The organism is Sulfitobacter litoralis (assembly GCF_900103185.1).
Taxonomy (GTDB): Bacteria; Pseudomonadota; Alphaproteobacteria; order Rhodobacterales; family Rhodobacteraceae; genus Sulfitobacter; species Sulfitobacter litoralis.
On the sequence record NZ_FNJD01000003.1, the window covers coordinates 201,368 to 220,436 of the forward strand.

General features: G+C 56.9%; 15 protein-coding genes. 3 read left to right on the forward strand and 12 right to left on the reverse strand.

Features of this window, described 5'->3' with window-relative positions; all coding sequences use genetic code 11:
* Positions 1-8: 8 nt before the first annotated feature.
* The gene (locus tag BLQ98_RS04365) at positions 9-656 is read right to left on the reverse strand and encodes a paraquat-inducible protein A (RefSeq protein ID WP_093732121.1); all 648 of its coding nucleotides are present in this window, start codon (positions 654-656) and stop codon (positions 9-11) included.
* 166 nt (positions 657-822) lie between these two features.
* On the opposite strand from BLQ98_RS04365, the gene BLQ98_RS04370 reads away from it, so the two are divergent.
* Positions 823-1,383, forward strand: a complete 561-nt coding sequence (locus tag BLQ98_RS04370) for a type 1 glutamine amidotransferase domain-containing protein (protein WP_093732122.1) — start codon at positions 823-825, stop codon at positions 1,381-1,383.
* Between the two features lie 65 nt (positions 1,384-1,448).
* Here BLQ98_RS04370 and BLQ98_RS04375 read toward each other — a convergent pair whose 3' ends face one another.
* The 6 genes from BLQ98_RS04375 to BLQ98_RS04400 all read right to left on the reverse strand — a co-directional run bounded on the left by BLQ98_RS04375 (position 1,449) and on the right by BLQ98_RS04400 (position 11,874).
* Positions 1,449-2,423 (reverse strand): C45 family autoproteolytic acyltransferase/hydrolase, encoded by a 975-nt coding sequence (locus BLQ98_RS04375; RefSeq protein ID WP_093732123.1) that lies wholly within the window; start codon positions 2,421-2,423, stop codon positions 1,449-1,451.
* Positions 2,424-2,441: 18 nt separating this feature from the next.
* Positions 2,442-3,902 (reverse strand): biotin carboxylase, encoded by a 1,461-nt coding sequence (locus BLQ98_RS04380; protein ID WP_093732124.1) that lies wholly within the window; start codon positions 3,900-3,902, stop codon positions 2,442-2,444.
* Between the two features lie 24 nt (positions 3,903-3,926).
* On the reverse strand, positions 3,927-6,665 hold the full coding sequence (locus tag BLQ98_RS04385) for an aminotransferase class I/II-fold pyridoxal phosphate-dependent enzyme (RefSeq protein ID WP_093732125.1): 2,739 nt from the start codon (positions 6,663-6,665) through the stop codon (positions 3,927-3,929).
* Between the two features lie 83 nt (positions 6,666-6,748).
* On the reverse strand, positions 6,749-7,855 hold the full coding sequence (locus BLQ98_RS04390; protein ID WP_093732126.1) for a carbon-nitrogen hydrolase family protein: 1,107 nt from the start codon (positions 7,853-7,855) through the stop codon (positions 6,749-6,751).
* A 167-nt stretch (positions 7,856-8,022) separates the two neighbouring features.
* Positions 8,023-10,791 carry a TRAP transporter permease gene (locus tag BLQ98_RS04395; protein ID WP_093732127.1) on the reverse strand — a complete coding sequence of 923 codons (2,769 nt, stop codon included), beginning with the start codon at positions 10,789-10,791 and terminating at the stop codon, positions 8,023-8,025.
* Positions 10,792-10,914: 123 nt separating this feature from the next.
* The gene (locus BLQ98_RS04400) at positions 10,915-11,874 is read right to left on the reverse strand and encodes a TAXI family TRAP transporter solute-binding subunit (protein ID WP_093732128.1); all 960 of its coding nucleotides are present in this window, start codon (positions 11,872-11,874) and stop codon (positions 10,915-10,917) included.
* Positions 11,875-12,324: 450 nt separating this feature from the next.
* Between BLQ98_RS04400 and BLQ98_RS04405 the strand changes: the two genes are divergently transcribed.
* Positions 12,325-13,941: an FMN-binding glutamate synthase family protein gene (locus BLQ98_RS04405; protein ID WP_093732129.1), complete on the forward strand. Its 1,617-nt coding sequence runs from the start codon at positions 12,325-12,327 to the stop codon at positions 13,939-13,941.
* 70 nt (positions 13,942-14,011) lie between these two features.
* On the opposite strand, the gene gabT is transcribed toward BLQ98_RS04405, so the two are convergent.
* Positions 14,012-15,331 (reverse strand): 4-aminobutyrate--2-oxoglutarate transaminase, encoded by a 1,320-nt coding sequence (gene gabT, locus BLQ98_RS04410; RefSeq protein WP_093732153.1) that lies wholly within the window; start codon positions 15,329-15,331, stop codon positions 14,012-14,014.
* Positions 15,332-15,584: 253 nt separating this feature from the next.
* On the opposite strand from gabT, the gene BLQ98_RS04415 reads away from it, so the two are divergent.
* Positions 15,585-16,136, forward strand: a complete 552-nt coding sequence (locus BLQ98_RS04415; RefSeq protein ID WP_093732130.1) for a cupin domain-containing protein — start codon at positions 15,585-15,587, stop codon at positions 16,134-16,136.
* Between the two features lie 45 nt (positions 16,137-16,181).
* Here the strand turns inward: BLQ98_RS04415 and BLQ98_RS18210 are convergent, their stop codons facing one another.
* The 4 genes from BLQ98_RS18210 to BLQ98_RS04430 form a co-directional block, all read right to left on the reverse strand.
* Positions 16,182-16,331 carry a hypothetical protein gene (locus tag BLQ98_RS18210; protein ID WP_167354505.1) on the reverse strand — a complete coding sequence of 50 codons (150 nt, stop codon included), beginning with the start codon at positions 16,329-16,331 and terminating at the stop codon, positions 16,182-16,184.
* A 293-nt stretch (positions 16,332-16,624) separates the two neighbouring features.
* Positions 16,625-18,295: a sensor histidine kinase gene (locus BLQ98_RS04420; RefSeq protein WP_244148369.1), complete on the reverse strand. Its 1,671-nt coding sequence runs from the start codon at positions 18,293-18,295 to the stop codon at positions 16,625-16,627.
* Positions 18,296-18,348: 53 nt separating this feature from the next.
* Positions 18,349-18,906: an RNA polymerase sigma factor gene (locus BLQ98_RS04425; RefSeq protein WP_093732132.1), complete on the reverse strand. Its 558-nt coding sequence runs from the start codon at positions 18,904-18,906 to the stop codon at positions 18,349-18,351.
* On the reverse strand, positions 18,903-19,058 hold the full coding sequence (locus BLQ98_RS04430) for a NepR family anti-sigma factor (protein WP_093732133.1): 156 nt from the start codon (positions 19,056-19,058) through the stop codon (positions 18,903-18,905). The genes BLQ98_RS04425 and BLQ98_RS04430 overlap by 4 nt, the downstream gene beginning before the upstream one ends.
* Positions 19,059-19,069: the final 11 nt, after the last annotated feature.

Below are 19,069 nucleotides of genomic sequence, written 5' to 3' on the forward strand. Positions count from 1 at the left end.
GCGGGCGCTTAGGATTTTTTGGGATTTTCCAGCGAATTCCATACCGACCACTTACACATGAATTTGTCCTGCGCCACAATCAGAACAACCAAACCACAAAACATCCAGAATGCTGGCCCAAACCCCACAGTTGCCAGATCGGCCACCTTGACCAGCGCCACCGCACAGCCAAGCGCAAAGATTTCGGCCATCGACCAAGGCTGCAACGCCTGCGACAGCCGAAAAGCCTGCATGGCGTGACGCGCAGGTGGCAGGTCCAGTACAACGGGCACCAGCACATAGAGCGTCAGCATCACCCGCGCCAAGGGCACCAGCATGATCAGGGCAGCCGTCGCCAGTGAAAGCAACAGCAGCGGCCCGGTCGAGAACGCCAGAGCAGCATCCATCACCGAGACAGAGTTTTTGTTCCCTGCCGCATCGATATTCAAAAACGGAAAGAACGTCGCGCCAAGGATCAGGACAAAAGTTGCGAAGGCGATGGCGATGATTTTCAGCCCCGCCTGCTTGCGCGGCTCGATCAGCACCGTGTGGCAGCGTTCGCACACTGCTTTTTCGCCGATGCTGGGGATTTTCAGCTGATACACAGCATCGCACTGGGGGCAGACGATTATCTGCTCCAGATCAGGGGGGGAGGTGTGATCGTCCGTGTCTTTCATCCCGCTGGTATAGTGGAGATCATGACCCGTGTGTATCGGTTTCTAGACACGAAATGGTCATCCCTGACGCAGGCAAGAGCCCGCCAGTGCTGCTTTCCGTTCAGGAACATTCGCTATTCCGCGACGTTGTGTCGGTGAAGATAGCGAACACGAAAGGAGCTTTCTAATGACACAGATCACAGACGCGAAAATTCTGATCCTATCCACCAATGGTTTTGAGCAATCCGAACTGGAACGCCCGTTGAATGACCTCAAGGCCAACGGGGCAACAGTCCATGTCGCGACCCCCGATGGAAACGATATCAAAGGGTGGGACAAGGACGACTGGGGCAACACCATTGCCGCTGACAAAGCACTGTCAGATGTCACCGTCGACGACTATGACGCGATTGTGCTGCCCGGCGGCCAGATCAACCCCGATCTGCTGCGCGCCAACAAGGACGCCGTAGCCCTGATTAAAAGCTTTGCCGACGCGGGCAAGACCGTGGCCGCGATCTGCCACGCCCCTTGGCTGTTGATCGAAGCAGGCATCATCAAGGGCCGCGCGGCAACCTCCTATGCCTCTATTGCGACAGACGTGAAAAATGCCGGTGCGCATTACGAGGACAGCGAAGTTGTTGTGGATCAGGGCATCATCACAAGTCGCTCTCCCGAGGATCTGGACGCGTTTATCGCCAAGATCGTCGAGGAAGTCGAAGAAGGTGAACACAACCGCAAAGCCGCATAAATCCGGTGTAAGCGGAGGACAAAGGCGGGGCAGATGTCCCGCCTTTTTTCATGCGTGTCCGCGGTCTACGTTACCGTGACGGGCATCAGCACATTGCGTGACCCTTCCTCGAACGCATCCAGTTTTTGATGCCAGACGGTTCCGGGCCAACGGTGCTCCATCTCGCGTTTACGGGGGCGATAGACGGCGGTGTAAAGCGTGCCAAAGCCTGCGTTAAACTGGTGCGAATAAAGCGGCGGCTTGAGGAACGTGCTGATGAACTTTTCTTCCGGATCACGGTGAAACCGCAGCCGTTGCAGCAGGTATCTCTCACGCTCGACCGTCGCGGTGAACCGTGCGTGGCTGATCCATTCGACGTTTTCCTGATGGTTCGTCGCCACGGCCGCCTTGGTGATGATCGCCGGACGATCCGGCGCCATCAGCGCGGTCAGATACTTGCGTTTGCGGTCCAGCACGGTGACGTTATAGCTCATGTGGGTCGGCACACGCGCCAGAATTTCGCCCGCTTGCTCGGCAGTCTCGCAGGTTTGCAGCACATAGCGCAGGATCAGCGGCACGCCAAAGCCCACGCCCACCACACGCCGGCCACCAAACGTCAGCGAAATCGACAAACCCGCATCATTCACCCCATCGACCAACCCGAACAGCCCGTCAGATGTGCCCATCACGCGACGACCATTCCAGCCGGTGCGCAAAACCAGACTGTCGAACGCGTTGGTATTATAGTCATAGTTGCGCACCATGACAGGTTCCTTGCCACCCCATACCGCCTGACTGCACCCCGATAGATAGGGCGGCGGGCAATAGAAGCTCAGGAACCTTGCTGCCAGATCACCGCCGCCCGCCTGGTCGCACAGGTCTTCGTACAGCGGGATGAGGTCGGGCATATGAGTTTTAAGTGCACGACGGCATTCGGCATAGGTCGGGCGCGCGGGTTCACCTTCCTTCAGCCACCATTTACGGTAGAAAGGCCAATATTCGGCGAAAAGCCCGGCCCATTTCGGGCCGGGCAATTCTTCTGAAATGGCACGCCACAGCATATGCTGCCCTTTCGGTGCTTAAAGGATCTTGAACGCCGGATCAGACATCGCTGGCCCCGCCTCTGCGACGGGCAACGGACGACCATTCACCGATTGTTTGATCCCGTGAATCCACTTTTTCGCGCGCTCATTCAACTGGAAAGACTTGGTCATCGACCGCCCACGGGTCACAAGGATGCCAATGTCGGCCCCTTCATAGCGGTAATCACCCGGCTGCAAGATGCGCAGGAAGAACGCCTCGTTCTCGGATTCCACGGCACGACGGTGATAGTCAAAGCGGTCAAACACCACACTGCCGTCTTCCTTCATCTTGTAGATACCAGTCTCTGGCGCTTCGGTGCAGATATCGACGCTGTCGTCCGTGTGTTTGATCACCATCTGGCTCCAGCCATCGATGTTCTGCGGGTCAGCCCAGCGGTTGTTCAGCTCTTCGACATCCAGATTGAACTTCTTCTTGCTGAATTCCAGCAGGTGGAACAGAAACAGCGGCGCATCGGCATGGGCAAAGGCGGCGTGGTTCGTCATCGACGACGCGCCTGTGATGCGCGGGTTCAGCTCGCCCAACCAGATGTCTCCGGTCTTTTTGTCGATCAGGAAATCCAGTTCGAAATAGCCACGATAGCCTTCTTTGCGCAGCTGTTCCCCGAATTTATAAGTCAGCTCGCGCGCTTTCTGGCGGACCTTGGGTGGAAAGGCCGTCGACAGGATTTCGTTGCCACACCAGCCCCCGCGATAGGGCGTCAGGTCCTTAAAGCCAACGAGCTCGGTCATCAGCGGGCCCACGATCGTGCCTTCCTTGGTGGCACATGCCTCGATGGCCGAGCCGCGACAGTCGATGCGCTTCATGATCTTGATCTCGCCCTCGCCGACGATCTCGGATTCATGACGGCGGAAGTCTGCTTCGGACTTGATAAAGAACGTCGTGTGGCCACTATCGCCAAAGGCGGATTGGAGCACCAGATCGTGCCCGATCCCGGCCTTCTCGCAGGTCTTTTTGAGGTCTTCGTAATCTTTGACCTCGGCCAGCACGTTCGGCACCGACGGCACACCGGCCTTGTTGCCGATCCGGACGGTTTCGATCTTGTTGTCCATCTTTTGACGCAGCTTGGCCTTGGGGAACCAGACATCCGCCCCCAGCTCTTTCGACAGGCGTTCGGTTTCCTCGTCAAACATCAGGAACACGAACTTGGGCTTGCCACCGCGCCGCTTGATGAAGTCGATAACCTCTTTGTGCTGCAGCAGATAATTGTTGATGTCTTCGATGCTCTGGAATTCCGCATGGGGCTGTTCCGAGGGGCAGAACACGTTCGGGTGCTTGCCGCCGTAGCAGTCAATATAGCAGATGTATTTGAAGTTTTTCACCCACTCATCGAGACCCAGAAGGTTAAAGTTCGTGGCCGAGATAAAGTACACAGGGTCTTCGTTACGGTGAAAGAACCGGCGAATTTCCGAGATATTCTTAAGAACAGTCGTTGTCATGATATTTTGGTCCTTTGCTCAATCTTAGTCAGGTGAAGACGACAGGTTTTTCTTGCGCACCCGTTTCAGCGCCGCATCCGTAAAGACGCGCAGCCCCAGATCGGGGCGGTAACCGTGGATTTCGCTGACGTCCAAATTCCGCATGAACGACAGGATTTCCTGGCTTACCACCTGTCCGGGGACAAGGATGGGAAAGCCGGGGGGATAGGGGATGATAAAGCTGGCAGACACGACCGTCTGGTTGGCGTCCATCGCATCCTTTAGCGAGCCGTTCAGTTCAAGGTAATCGGTGTTCTTTTCGTCATAAGCGAGGAAGAACGCCGTGCGAATATCACCTTCTGAGGTCACATTGTCGTTTCGGAACGCCTCGTGGAAGCGGCTAAAGTCCGGCAGCGGCGGATAGTTCTCCATCAGGTTGGCAACGCGGTTGTCGAAGGACCGCCGTTCCATCTTGCTGGCGTCATCCAGACGGTCGTCCAACGATCTGGCGATCTCGACCAGCACCTCGATCAGATAGGCGACGCTGGACCGCGTGGTGCCGATGTTGGTCATGAACAAAACGGTATTGCGCGAGGTCTTGTTGATCTGGATGCCGTATTTGTCCATCAGGATATCGGTCTTGAACGTGTCACCGTCCCAGCCTGTACCACCGACCAGCAGCGTCACACGGCTGGCATCCAAGACAAACTGGTCCTTCTCCCAGCAGTCCCACATATCGGTCCAGCCCTGTTGCTGATCGTAATAGCTGGTCACCCCGCTTTCGCGATATTCTTGTGGGATCATGTCGCCCGCGGTCAGCACCTTAAAGTATTTGTTCAGCAGCGGATGGTCGGCAATCGCGCGGCGCATCGACAAGGCGGCCTCGATCTGGCGCTGCACGAATTCATAGCCTTCAAGCTCGACCTGACGCCGCCCCACATCAAGCGAGGCAATGATCTGGTAGTTCGGCGAGGTCGAGGTATGGGTCATATAGGCTTCGTGGAAGCTCTGCTCCACCTCGCCCTTAAAGTCCTGATCGTTCACGTGAATCATCGACCCCTGCCGTAGGGATGTCAGCGTTTTATGGGTCGATTGCGTCGTATAGACCCGCACCCGCGCATTGGGCGCGGGGATCAGCCGCGTATTCAGCAACGTCTCGTCGTCCGCGTCTTTCAGCTCTGCCTGCTGCTTTTCATAGGCGGCGCGATGATCGTCCGACTTGAACCGCACACGCAGCGTATTGGCGGCGTTCATGCCGGTGCGCTGGCGGTAGGTCGGGTTAAAGCGGGCAAAGGCAAACCACGCCTCGTCCCACAGGAAGATCAGGTCGGGCTTGATCGCCAGACACTCCTCCATCACCCGCTCGACGTTATAGACCAGCCCGTCGAACGTGCAGTTGGTCAGCAGCAACATGCGCACCTGATCCAGTTTGCCCGCCGCCTTGAGCGCCAGCAACTGGTGCTTGATCTCACGCAGCGGCACGGCACCATACATGGAGTATTCGTTCAGCGGATAGCTATCGAGGTAACACACCTGCGCGCCTGCCAGCACCATCCCGTAGTGGTGGGATTTATGGCAGTCGCGGTCCACCAGCACGATGTCACCGGGCCGGACCAGCGCCTGTACGACGATCTTGTTGCAGGTCGATGTCCCGTTGGTGGCAAAGAAGGTCTGCTTGGATCCGAAAGCGCGGCTTGCCAGTTCCTGCGCCTCTTTGATCGGCCCATGGGGTTCCAGCAAGCTGTCCAGCCCGCCGGACGTGGCAGAGGTTTCCGCGAGGAAGATGTTCGGCCCGTAAAACGCGCCCATATCCTGAATCCAATGCGACCGCGTTATCGACTTGCCGCGGCTGATCGGCATCGCGTGAAAGACACCCGTGGGCTGTTTGGAATATTCGACAAGTGCGGTGAAGAACGGCGATTTGTTTCGCGCCTGCACTCCGCGCAGAATGTTCAGGTGCAGCTCCATAAAGTCTTCTTGGTTGTAAAAGACCCGACGGCAGATCCCCAGATCCAGTCCGGCAATATCCTCGACCGACCGTTCGGTCACCAGATAGGCGTCGAGCTCGGGGCGGACCTTGGCGATCATCCGGCACAGTTCGGGGCCATAGTTTTCGGGTTGGAGCTTGTCGATCTCCTCCTGCCCGCCGGCGCGCGCGAGATACCGAGCCAGAATAGTCTCGTCCATTTTGGATTTGAGCGTCAGACCCGGGCGCACAACGATGGCTTGGATATTGTGGTTGAACAGCACCGCGATCAGCGCGTCTTCGATGGATTTGACCACCACCGCCTCATAGTGGAACGGGTCTTCGGGGCGGCGCATCCGGCTGACGTTGGATTTCAGCCAACGTTCCTGCTGGTCATTCACGTCATCGACGATCAACACCTCGAAATACGGCTTGGTCAGCGCCCGCGCTTCGGGGGACAGCATGGCCTCGTCGTCATGTTCGTCATGATCGATGCTGTCGCGTTCCAGCGGGATGGTGCGACGGCGATAGGCCCCCGTTGTCAGCGCCCGCGTTATGCGGTTTACCGCAAAGGACATATCGTCAACGCTGTTGTTGTTCAGCATCCGCTGCAGGTGTTCGAACGCCGCCATGCCGGGAAAGGCCCAATAGGGTTCGATCAGCGCCAGGGATTCAAACAGCGTTACGCATTTGGCGCGCAGGGTGTCGGTTTCTTTCGCTGTGGTAGCGCGGGTGAGCCCGCTTGCCGCTTCACGCAGCGCGCTCCATCGGTCGGACCGCAACTGAATTGCCGACGAATAATCGTTCATAGAATGCATCAATCGTACTCCGCTTTGGGCGGTCGACTGCTGCATCCCGATGTCCGGCACTTTTAAAAAGTGCCGGACCTGAGTGCCGCAGCCTAGCCGCTAGATGTCGGCCCGCTGCCCGGCAGATCACCGGGCTTTGCGGGTGGATTTGGTGTCGCTGCAGCCGGAGCCACAGGTGGTGCGACAGAGGCCTCGATATTGGCGGTCCCTGCCGATGGATTTGGCAGCGGTTCGGGGGCAAAGCCCGGTTGAACCGCAGGTGTCGTTGTTTCATGCCCTTTGAATACGGGCGCGTCCGGTACCCGTTGTGCGGGCACATCAACGTGCAGGCCGGCGCGGGTCCCCTGATGGGGCACCTCAAGCGGGCCAAGCGTGTTCAGATAGGCGTCCGTCCCGCTGGAGCGATCATAGATCGAGAAATCGGTAGACCGGTCGCGGAAGGATTTAAGCACCTGCCCCAGACCCTTCATGCCGGTTTCGCGCTGACGACGCACCATCGACAGGTCGACTTCGATCGGGAACATGTCTTCCTGACCCGCGGACTGGTGCAGCACCATCGACGTGGGATCAACGACCAGCGATTTACCGACGCCGCCCGCGCCCAGACCGTTGACAGCAAAGACATAACACTGGAACTGCGCCGCGGTCGCACGGGCAATCGCCAGCTCTGCATCGCGGTCAGTGGTGCCGGTCAGGACCGGTGTCAGCAACACTTCGACGCCTTGGCTGGTCAGTTGGCGGGTGGTTTCGGGGAACCACATATCATAGCAAATCGACAACCCGAAACGCCCGACCTCTGGCACGTCAAAGACGCAGAATTCAGTGCCCGCCGCGATGCCGGATTCATAAGGCCGGAACGGAAACATTTTGGCGTAACGGCGGATGATCTCGCCCTCGGGGTTGATCACCACGGCGGTGTTGTACACGCGCCCGTCCTCGGGGTTCTTGAGGAACATGGAGCCGGGGATCAGCCAGACACGGTGTTTGCGTGCAGCAGCCTGAAACACCTCAAGCGTTTCATTTTCGGGGGGTAGTGCAAACTGGTCAAGCGGGCCAAAAGGTGCCAGCTCGGAAAACAGGACCATCTGGGTCCATGGAAAACGCGCCATCAGGATGTCCAGTCGCTGGATCATGCCATCAACGTTGGACTCCAGCGCGTTGACGTACATCTGTACGCCTGCAATCGCAAAAGGTGTCATAACTTGTCACTCCGTCCAAATGGGCGGAAGGGGCCGGAAATACTCCGCCCATACGCCCAAGGTGACGTGTCCATACCCCCATTGTTGGGAATATTAAACACGTGACGTGATGATGACCCCACCGGCATTTGCATGGCCTCTATGCGTAACCTGCACAAACTAATTTTCTACACCACCGCTTCTTTGCGCGCCGCACGCGCTGTGCGACCCCGTTGCAGCACGACCACGAGGGCCAGCAGTAACAGCGCGGGGATGAACATCCAATATTTACTTGGGGTTGCGACGGGTTTCAGGACACGCAGCACCTCTTGATCCCAGTCCAGACCGGCAGCTTGCGCGGCAGACCCATAGAGCACATCGTCGATGAACATCTTATCGTCCTCGACACGGGTGATCACGCCCGCTGCCTCCAGCCGTTCTTCGCCGGTGGTGCCTTCGCTGATTGGCAACAGCGCCACAAACTCGATCGGATCGCCCAAATCATTGATACCGGCCACCCGCAGACGCAGGTCTTCGCCCATCGGAGTATCGGCGGCGGCCTGCACGATCGCGGCTGGTGCCTCTTCGGTATAGGGCGGAAAGACCATATCCATCCAGAAACCGGGCCGGAACAGGGTAAAGGCAATCAGCAACAGGGCAATCGTCTCGTAGAAACGGTTGCGGGCCATAAACCAGCCTTGGGTCGCTGCCGCGAACAGCAGCATCGCAAAGGTCGCGACAATGAAGACAAAGATGCCCTGCACCACCGTCACATCAATCAATAGAAGTTCGGTGTTGAAGATGAACAGGAATGGCAGCGCCGCCGTCCGCAAGCTGTAAAAGAACGCGACAACACCGGTCTTGATCGGATCGCCACCGGACACGGCCGCGGCGGCGAAGCTCGCCAATCCAACCGGAGGCGTCACGTCAGCCATGATGCCGAAGTAAAACACAAAAAGATGCACCGCGATCAGCGGCACGATCAAGCCGTTCTGCTGGCCCAGCGTCACGATAACGGGCGCAAGCAGGGCCGATACAACGATATAGTTCGCCGTTGTCGGCAACCCCATCCCAAGGATCAGCGACAGGATCGCGGTCAGGAACAGGATCGCAAGGATATTACCGCCCGACAGTACCTCGACCACATCGGCCAGCGCAGACCCAACGCCGGTCTGGCTGACGACGCCTACGATCACGCCGGCGGTCGCTGTGGCGATACCGATGCCGATCATGTTGCGCGCACCGACGACCAACCCATCGATCAAATCACGGATACCCGCGACCACATCATTCGCGAACTGGCTTTCACCACGGAACAACGCCATCAGCGGGCGCTGTGTCACGAGGATAAAGACCATATAGGTCGTGGCCCAAAAGGCCGACAGTCCCGGCGACAGGCGATCCACCATCAAGGCCCAGACCAGCACGACGATCGGCAGGATAAAGTGCAGGCCCGACCGCACCGTTGGACCGGGCAAGGGCAAACGTGTCACCGGCTCGTTCGGATCATCCAGCACCAGCGGCTCTTCTTTCGAGCCGATATACAGCAGACCGGCATAGACCGCCGTTAGCAGCGCAAAGATGATATAGCCCGCAGTGTCGGGGAAGGCCGGGCGCAGCCAACCCATGCCATAATAAACTCCAAAACTCAGCGCGCAAATGCAGGCGATGATAAAGGCAGACACCAGTAGACGTTGCACAATCGGCTTGGGCGTATAGGGGCGTTCAAGCCCGACCATACCGGCCTTAAGCGCTTCGAGGTGCACGATATAGACTAGGGCGATGTAGGATATCACGGCTGGCAAGAAGGCGTGTTTGACGACGTCGAAATAGGGGATGCCCACATATTCAACCATCAAGAAGGCCGCAGCGCCCATCACGGGCGGCATGATCTGCCCGTTGACCGACGATGCCACCTCTACCGCGCCGGCTTTTTCAGAGCTGAAACCCACCTTCTTCATCAACGGAATGGTAAATGTCCCCGTGGTCACCACGTTCGCGATGGAAGACCCCGAAATCAGACCCGTCATCGCAGAGGACACCACGGCAGCCTTTGCCGGCCCGCCCTTCATGTGGCCCATCAGGCTGAACGCAACCTGGATGAAATAGTTACCGGCACCGGCCTTATCTAGCAGGGCGCCGAACAGCACAAAGAGGAAGACGAACGAGGTAGAAACCCCAAGCGCGATCCCGAACACGCCTTCGGTGGTGATCCACTGGTGGTTCACGATCTCGGACAGGGAATTCCCTTTGTGCGCGATGATATCGGGCATCATCTGCCCCAGCACATTGTACACAAGGAAAACCGAGGCGACGATCATCAACGCAGGCCCAAGTGCGCGGCGCGTTGCTTCAAGCAGGATCATAATGCCGATCACAAAGACGACCGTATCCTGCATGTTCGGTGCCCCCACGCGGCCCGAGATTTCGCGGTAATAGACAAACAGATATAGGGCCGACGCCGCACCGACCAATGCCAAGGCCCATTCCCACAGCGGGATACGATCCTTGGGCGATCCAAGCACAACAGTTGCGACAATGGCGATGGCGACCAGCGGGATCCACCATGTCGGGGTGCCGTCCTTGGCCGCAACCATAAATAGATAGGCCAGCATCACCGGCACAAGAACGCCAAGTCCTAGCTGCACCTTCGTGCGCGCTGCAGGGAAGGCCGCGATGCCAAGGAAAATGGCAAAAGCCAGATGGATCGAGCGTGCCTCGGTGTCGTTAAAGACGCCCCACCCGAAAATAAAGGGAAGAGGGGATGCGATCCACAGTTGGAACAGCGACCATGCCAGCGCAGCTAGCGCAAGAAAAACACCAACGCTGCCGGTCGCAGACCTGCCGCCCGTATCCGAAGATGCGACAAGTTCGTCGAGGTCACTCTGGCTCAGCCCGGCTTTGCCGGCGGCTTCAGCTTCTACTGCGGCGGCTTGGTGTTGGTCATTTTGTGACATCTTCGTCCCCTTGGTGGCCCCGTATCAGGACAGGTGCACGTTTATTGTCTTACTGCTGCGGTCGTTGCCGCAGGGTACGAACGCGAGGTCTCCCCCGCGTTCGTAAATGGTCAAGAGTTTGGCTTATTCGATCCAGCCACGCTCTTTGTAGTACTTCGCCGCACCGTCGTGCAGAGGCGCAGACAGGCCGTCTTTGATCATCTCTTCTTCTTTGAGGTTCTCAAATGCGGGGTGCAGCTTTTTGAAGCGGTCAAAGTTGTCGAACACGGCTTTGACAACTTCGTACACGACTTCATCATCCACGTCGGCAGAAGTCACAAAAGTCGCCTTCACGCCGAATGTTTTCACATCCGCATCGGTGCCTTTGTACATGCCACCGGGGATGGTGGAGTAGGCGTAGAAGGGGTTATCGGCGACCAGCTTGTCGATCGCTTCGCCTTCTACCGGCACCAGTTTGGCGTCTACGGTGGATACGGCTTCCTGGATCGACCCGTTGGGGTGGCCCACGGTATAGATGATCGCGTCGACTTTGTTATCGCCCAAAGCCGCAGCCTGTTCGGCTGGCTTAAGCTCGGATGCGAGCGCGAAATCATCCAGGGTCCAGCCTTTGGCATCCAGAACGACTTCCATTGTGGCGCGCTGACCGGAACCGGGGTTGCCGATGTTGACACGTTTGCCTTTCAGGTCGTCAAAGCTTTCGATGCCGGAATCAGCACGCGCGATCACGTTAAAAGGCTCGGCGTGGACAGAGAATACCGCCCGCTCTTTGTCGAACTTATCGCCTTCGAACTGCGAAGACCCGTTGTAGGCGTGGAACTGCCAGTCGGACTGGGCAACACCCATGTCCATGTCACCCGCCTTGATGGCGTTGATGTTGGCGATGGAACCACCGGTGGACGGGGCGGTACATTTCAGGCCGGTCTTGGCGCTGTCACGGTTTACCAGGCGGCAGATCGACTGACCCACAACAAAGTATACCCCGGTCTGGCCGCCGGTCCCGATAGTGATGAATTTTTCCTGCGCGGTGGCTGCGGTACCCGCGACCAATGCAGAGGCGATGGCGATGGACTTGAAAATCGTCATTTGAAGTCTCCCAACTTAGTTGTCTGAACACACGTCATTGATGCGTATGCTCTCCGTGATGGTTGAAATGAGCGCAGATATTCCCAAGCATAACAAGCGGATTTATTCCGTTTCCTCCCCGAAAACATGCTCTGACCCTATATGTTTCGCGTGATGAAACTGTGTTTTATTTTCACTATGCGGTACAAAAAGGCCACCGTCATTTAACGGACGCAGGGCACAAATATCAATGCGATAGTCCTGTAATCAACTGATTTTTCATAGCTATTTCTAAACGCCCATTCCAATATGGGATAATGATAGCGCGGATTGACGAATTATCAAAACTGCGCGCCGGCAGTAGGGCCGAACATCCGACTGGGTTGCGCAGTACATTGAGGTTTATCGTGCTATATACCCTCCGAAAAAGGTGCATTTGACCTTCGCCATTCCAGCAGGAGCCTCCTCCCTATGAAAGCACTAAAGTCCCTCGGCCGCTTTGGCCCTTTTGCGCTCATCTCAGCGCTTTTCGTTCTGTTCGCGGCACTTTCGGCGCTGTGGTCATTATGGATGATCCTACCGGCAGTGATCTTGGGCACCCTCATGGCGATGGGGATTTACGATCTGATCCAAACCAAACATTCAATCCTGCGCAACTATCCTGTTCTGGGTCACATGCGGTTCTTCTTTGAAGGCATCCGCCCGGAGATCAGGCAGTACCTGATTGAATCCGATCAGGACGAAGAACCCTTCAGCCGCGATGACCGGTCGTTGGTCTACCAACGCGCCAAGGGCGTTGAAGATGCACGACCTTTCGGGACGCGGATGCGGGTCTATGATGCTGGATATTCATGGGTTACCCACTCGGTGCAGCCTGTGCATATCACCGATACAGATTTTCGCGTGACCATCGGCAACAAGGACTGCAAGCAACCCTACGATGCGTCGATCTATAACATCTCTGCCATGAGCTTTGGGTCGCTGTCGGCCAATGCGATCAGCGCACTGAACAAGGGTGCCAAGATGGGCCGGTTCGCCCATGACACCGGCGAAGGCGGGATCAGCCGGTATCACCGCGAGGGCGGCGGTGATCTGATCTACGAAATCGGGTCAGGCTATTTTGGCTGCCGCACAGAAGATGGGCAGTTTGACCCCGACAAGTTCAAGGAACAAGCCGCCAGCGACCAGATCAAGATGATCGAGCTCAAGCTTAGCCAAGGGGCCAAACCGGGCCACGGGGGGATGCTGCCCGCGTCAAAGATCAGCGCCGAGATCGCGGCGGCACGGGGCATCCCGATGGGGCATGACTGTATCTCGCCCGCAGCCCACTCTGCCTTTACCTCGCCTGTGCAGATGATGGAGTTTCTAGGCAAGCTGCGCGATCTGTCAGGCGGCAAACCCGTCGGGTTCAAGCTGTGCATCGGACACCAGCGCGAATTCATGTGTATGGTCAAGGCGATGCTGGAGACCGGGATCGTGCCCGACTTTATCGTCGTGGATGGCACCGAAGGCGGCACGGGCGCCGCCCCGCTAGAGTTCGCCAACCACGTCGGCATGCCGATGGTCGAGGGGCTGACCTTTGTGCACAACACTTTGCGCGGTGCCGGTATCCGCGATCAGGTGAAACTGGGGGCCGCGGGCAAAGTTGTGTCGGCCTTTGATATTGCGCGGGCGCTGGCCTTGGGCGCGGATTGGTGCAACTCGGCCCGTGGGTTCATGTTTGCGGTGGGCTGCATTCAAGCGCAGGCGTGCCATACCAATCAGTGCCCCGTTGGCGTCGCGACCCAAGATCCCACGCGGCAACGCGCGCTGGATGTGGACGACAAAAGCCAGCGTGTCGCGCGGTTTCACCACAATACGCTGATGGCCTTGGGCGAAATGGCAGGTGCCGCCGGCCTGGAAAGCCCCAGCAATTTCCTGCCCCGGCATATGATGATGCGGCAAAGCGATAACAGTATGGTGCAGGGAGATCAGGTCTATGGCTACCTGCCCGAAGGCTATTTGCTGGACGATCAATCACCCGATTATAACGGCAACAAAACCCGTTGGGCACGGGCGCAGGCCGACAGCTTTGTGCCGTTCGACTAGCCGCCGCCAAGATCAGAAACACAAAAGGCGCGCAGGTTTCCCGGCGCGCCTTTCAGTCAGTCTGGACAGTTTACTTTGCGTCTTCGGCAACCGCGGCAGCGACGGAGGCTTCGAATATCTCGAGCCCCTCTTCGATGATCGCATCGGACGCGGTCAGCGGCACCATCACACGCACAGCGTTGCCCTGCATGCCACAGCTTAGCAGCAACAGACCGCGCTTGAGCGCATGCGCAATGACGCGCTTGGTGAAATCACCGTCGGGTGTTGCGGTGTCAAAGTCGGTCACAAACTCGACCGCAACCATCGCACCCAAACCACGGATATCCCACATGCGGAACGGCGCGGAGCGTGCACCAATCTCGGCAAAGCGCGCCTTAAGGTGTTCGCCCATGTCCAAGGAACGCTGCAACAGGCCCTCTTCCTCGATCGCCTCAATCGCGGCAAGCGCTGCGGCACAGGCGACGGGGTTGCCGCCATAGGTGCCCCCCAGACCGCCAGGGATCATCGCGTCCATGACATCGGCGCGACCAATAACACCCGCCAAAGGATAACCGCCCGCCATGGATTTCGCCACGGTGATCAGGTCAGGCACTACGCCGGAGTGTTCAATCGCGAACCATTTGCCAGTCCGGCCAAAGCCGGCCTGAACCTCGTCTGCAATCAGCATGATACCGTGCTGGTCACAGATTTCGCGGAGCTGGCGCATCATGTCAAAGGGCACAGGGGTATAGCCGCCCTCGCCCAGAACGGGTTCGATGATGATCGCGGCCACACGTTCGGGCTGCGCGTCGGTCAGGAACAGGTTTTTCAGGCCGGTGATCGCGTCCTCAACGGTGATCCCATCACGGGCCGAAGGGAAGGGCGCGCGGAAGATATCCGACGGGAAGGGACCAACGTCTTTTTTGTAGGGAGAGATTTTACCCGTCATCCCCAGCGTCAACAGCGTGCGCCCGTGATACCCGCCGGTAAAGGCGATCACACCGGGTCGGCCTGTCGCGGCGCGTGCAATTTTAACCGCGTTTTCCACCGCTTCGGCACCGGTTGTGACCAGCAGGGTTTTCTTGGGTGTATCCCCAGGGGCCAGCGCGTTCAGCTTTTCGGCCAGATCAATATAGGGCCCATAAGGCACGACCTGAAAGCTGGTGTGCGTGTACTGGTCTTCTTGCGCCTTTGCCGCGGCGATCACCTTGGGGTGGCGGTGGCCGGTGTTCAGCACACCAATGCCGCCGACGAAATCGATATAGCGGTTGCCCTCTACGTCCCAGAGCTCTGCGTTTTCGGCGTATTTCGCATAGATCGGCGCGGCAGACGCGACACCACGTGGGACGGCAAGGTCACGGCGTGCAATCAGCTGCGCGTTGGTTTCGACAGATACATTCGCATCAAGCATGTCGGGCACGACGCTGCTTTTTGCCGATTTCTTTGCAGCGGCATTGCGCGGCTGTTTTTTGACAGTGCTAGGCATATACAAATCCTCATTTTGAAACGCGACCTGCGTTTAAAATCCTATTATTGCGTTTAATTTAATTGTCAATATAGATCTATCCCAGCAAAATTTACTTGAAGTTACTGCGCTAAAATTTGCCTGTGATCGCACCATGATACGGGTTAGGAAGCTGAAAGAAATAATCCGGGGACCGGACGTGGATATAGGTCAAAGACTAAGATCGATTAGAGAAGACCGCGGCCTGTCTCAGCGCGAACTGGCGACCAAGGCTGGGCTGACCAACGGCACCATCTCCCTCATTGAAAAGAACAAGACGAGCCCGTCGGTTGCGTCTTTGAAGAGCTTGCTGGACGCGATCCCGATCAGCATGGCGGAATTCTTTTCGACGTTGGAAGACACCCAGACCCCCAAGGTGTTCTACCGCGAGAGCGAATTTACCAAAGTCTCACCGACCAGTGACGGACAGGTTTCGCTTCGGCAGCTCGGAAACGCTGAACAGCATTCCCTGCAGGTGCTACACGAAACCTATCCCCCCGGCGCAGATACAGGGCCCGAACTGTTGGTGCACGAAGGCGAAGAAGCCGGCGTTGTCATATCAGGAGAGATCGAGGTGACCGTAGATGGTGCTGTGGCTGTTCTGGCCGCTGGCGATGGCTACCTGTTCGACAGCCGATTGCCGCACCGTTTCAGAAACATCGGCGACGTCCTATGCATTGTTGTAAGTGCATGTACGCCGCCGAGTTTTTGAATTCGTTATATGTGGAAGTGCGGATACCCCGCACTATGCCTTTGATTATCGTTCGTCGTCGCGCCGGATAGGGCGATGCAAAGACGATCTTTGGCGCTTTTTCTCTTCGCTGCCGCGCTGTGTGGTCAGCGAAACGATAGCGATTGCAGCCAAAGCGAGAATCAAAAATGATGCGATAAACAAGTCTGTCGTCATTGATGCCTCCTGTACGCTTTGTGTGGCTCGTTCAGGAGAGTAACAGTCGGGGGATCACAAGGTTCCAGCCTTGGACCCCCCTAAATGCTGCACCGCAGAGCGTGGGCTATAATCCGCTGCGGCCAAGAATGTAGCCTGACATAGTCACCGAGAACCGCAAGCGAGGCGAAATCGGCAAAAGGCCCATGAATCCCTACAGTTGCGTGAAAAGTGGACCTAGTGACAGGCCGCCGCGGGATTCATCCGCGACATAGCAAAAAAATTTCAATTATTTTCGCTTAGTCTACGGCAGTTTAATAGTCGTAAACATCTTTCGCCTGCAGGGGCACGTGAAATTCAACCCGAAGAACATAAAGCCCGTCATCCTCGGTAATCTCCACCTGTCCGTTCAACTGCCGTGAAAACGCGTTGATCAAACGAGAGCCAAGCCCCGTGCCGTCTTCGACTTCGCCTTTGCCGACGGTATTCTTGACCAACAGCAGCGCCATTTCGGGTTGGGTATGCGACAGGCTCACTTCGATTTGACCCGCACCCGTCGCGTCGGCAGCGACATATTTCAGCGCATTTGTGATCGCCTCGGATACCAACAACGTCAAAGGAGCAGCGTCGTCGGGGTCCAACTGCACGGCTTCGTAATTCTGCATCACCTTCACGGCAGAGCCCGAAGGCAACCCAACACTAAGTAGTTGGTTCACAATTTCATGCATCAGCGCGCCCCCGTCGACGCGGGACAGGTTATCGTTTTGGTACAGGCTTTTGTGCACCGTCGCGAGGCTAAGGATCCGATCTTGAAGGCGCTGCAAGACACGCTTGGAATCCGGCGTGGTGGCCTGACGAATCTGCATATTCATGATCGACGAGATCAACTGAAGATTGTTTTTCACCCGGTGGTGAACTTCTTTTAGAAGGATGTTCTTTTGGCGCAGGTTATCTTCTAGCGCGGCCTCATCCCGTAGAATAGATTCCGCCATGCCAACGAAAGCATGTTCCATATTGACGATTTCGGTTGGAACGACACCGCCGAGCGTCGTTCTCGGCAAGGTCCGGTTCAACGCAAAGTGGTGCATTTGCCGGCCAAGCTTGCGGATATGTTTGATGGCCAGGCGGTTCAGCGCCCAAAACGCGACGATAAGACTGGCAAGCCACATCGCAATCGGAAGCACAAAGCTCAACCGGGTCATCGCACCGGCCTTCAGCAGCGGGGAGTTTTTGGGCCAAACGCTCATGGCATACCCGACGCCAGACACGATCGGCAGCACCGCATATACGCGCTCCTCACCCTCTTGATTGGTTTCATGGAAGACGCGGCCAGATTTGCCCGCATACCATTTTAATGCCGCGAAAGACGGCAGTTCCTTTAGGGTCGTGTCGAGCGCGCCTTTTGACGTCAGAATATCGCCCTGCGCATTGAACGTCAGCATAGAGATCGGGCGCGCCGACTGCTCCGGTTCAGGAGCGTCGTCGAAACTTTTAAGCGGCACAGACAGGTTGATGAACCCGATTAACTCATCATCAACCTTAAGCGGATTTGTGACGATCATCACCGGCTCGGAGCTTTGCGCCGGATTGTCGGTGACATTCGCCATCCGGGTCTTGAATTGGGTCATCTTCTGAAAGACATCCCGGTCTGATACATTACCCGAGACGCCAGTAGAAACGCAGTCCATGTTCCCCTCCGGCGTGATGAAGCTCACGACGGTATAAAGTTCAGATAGCTCTTGGTATTCGCGCATGAAGGCGCTGCACGAGACATCGTCGGATTTGATTAGATTGACCACGGACGCCAAAGCAGCAGCCGCACCAAAGGCTTCCCTGATCGTGCCATTTTCCAACGTCGAGGCCTGCTCTGTTATTGCAAGCAAAGAAAGCTCTGCGTTTTCAAGGCTCTGATCGGCGATCTCGCGTGTTTGAACGACAGCAATCAGACCAATTGGCAACAGTGCGAGCGATAGGAAAAGCAGCACGCGAAACGCGAGGCCACGAAAAATATTCGTTGATAGGAACCCCGAGGTCATGGTCAGAAGGAAGAAACTTTGGATGCAGAAATTACAGACATTGTCGCATCATCCGTCATTTCGAGGCTTTCATCGTCCCGCAAGCCCATCAACTCAGCAAGGCGCGCACGTGCACGGTTGGTCCGGCTTTTGATTGTCCCTACTGCCACGCCACACATATCTGCAGCTTCTTCGTAAGAGAATCCGGATGCACCCACAAGCAACAAAGCTTCGCGTTGTTCGTCCTTCAATAGACCCAAAGCCTTGCGGAAGTCTGTCATTTGCATATGCCCATCGTGTGCCGGCTTTTCAGCCAGGCTTTCAGTGAACACACCATCGACGTCCGCGACTTCACGGTTGGCCTTACGACGCGACGAATAATACGTGTTGCGCAAAATTGTGAAGAGCCACGCACGCATGTTCGTGCCGACCTCGAATTTCTCGATATTTGTCCAGGCTTTGACCAAAGTGTCTTGAACCATGTCATCGGCGATCGCACCATTGCGGGTCAGGCTAATGGCAAAGGCGCGCATGGCTGGCAAATGCTCTACCAGTTGATCGCGCGGATCAGCGGCGCTCATCCCTTTTTACCAACAGTTTTATCCTGCTCTTTCAGCTGGTTGAGCAGGTCCTTGAATTTATCTGGAACGCCTTCTTCCATCGTTTCATCGTAAACGCGGCGAAGATTTTCATCGATAAAGCGCTCACGCTCGTCGTTTTGGCCTGATTGCATCAACAAGTTTC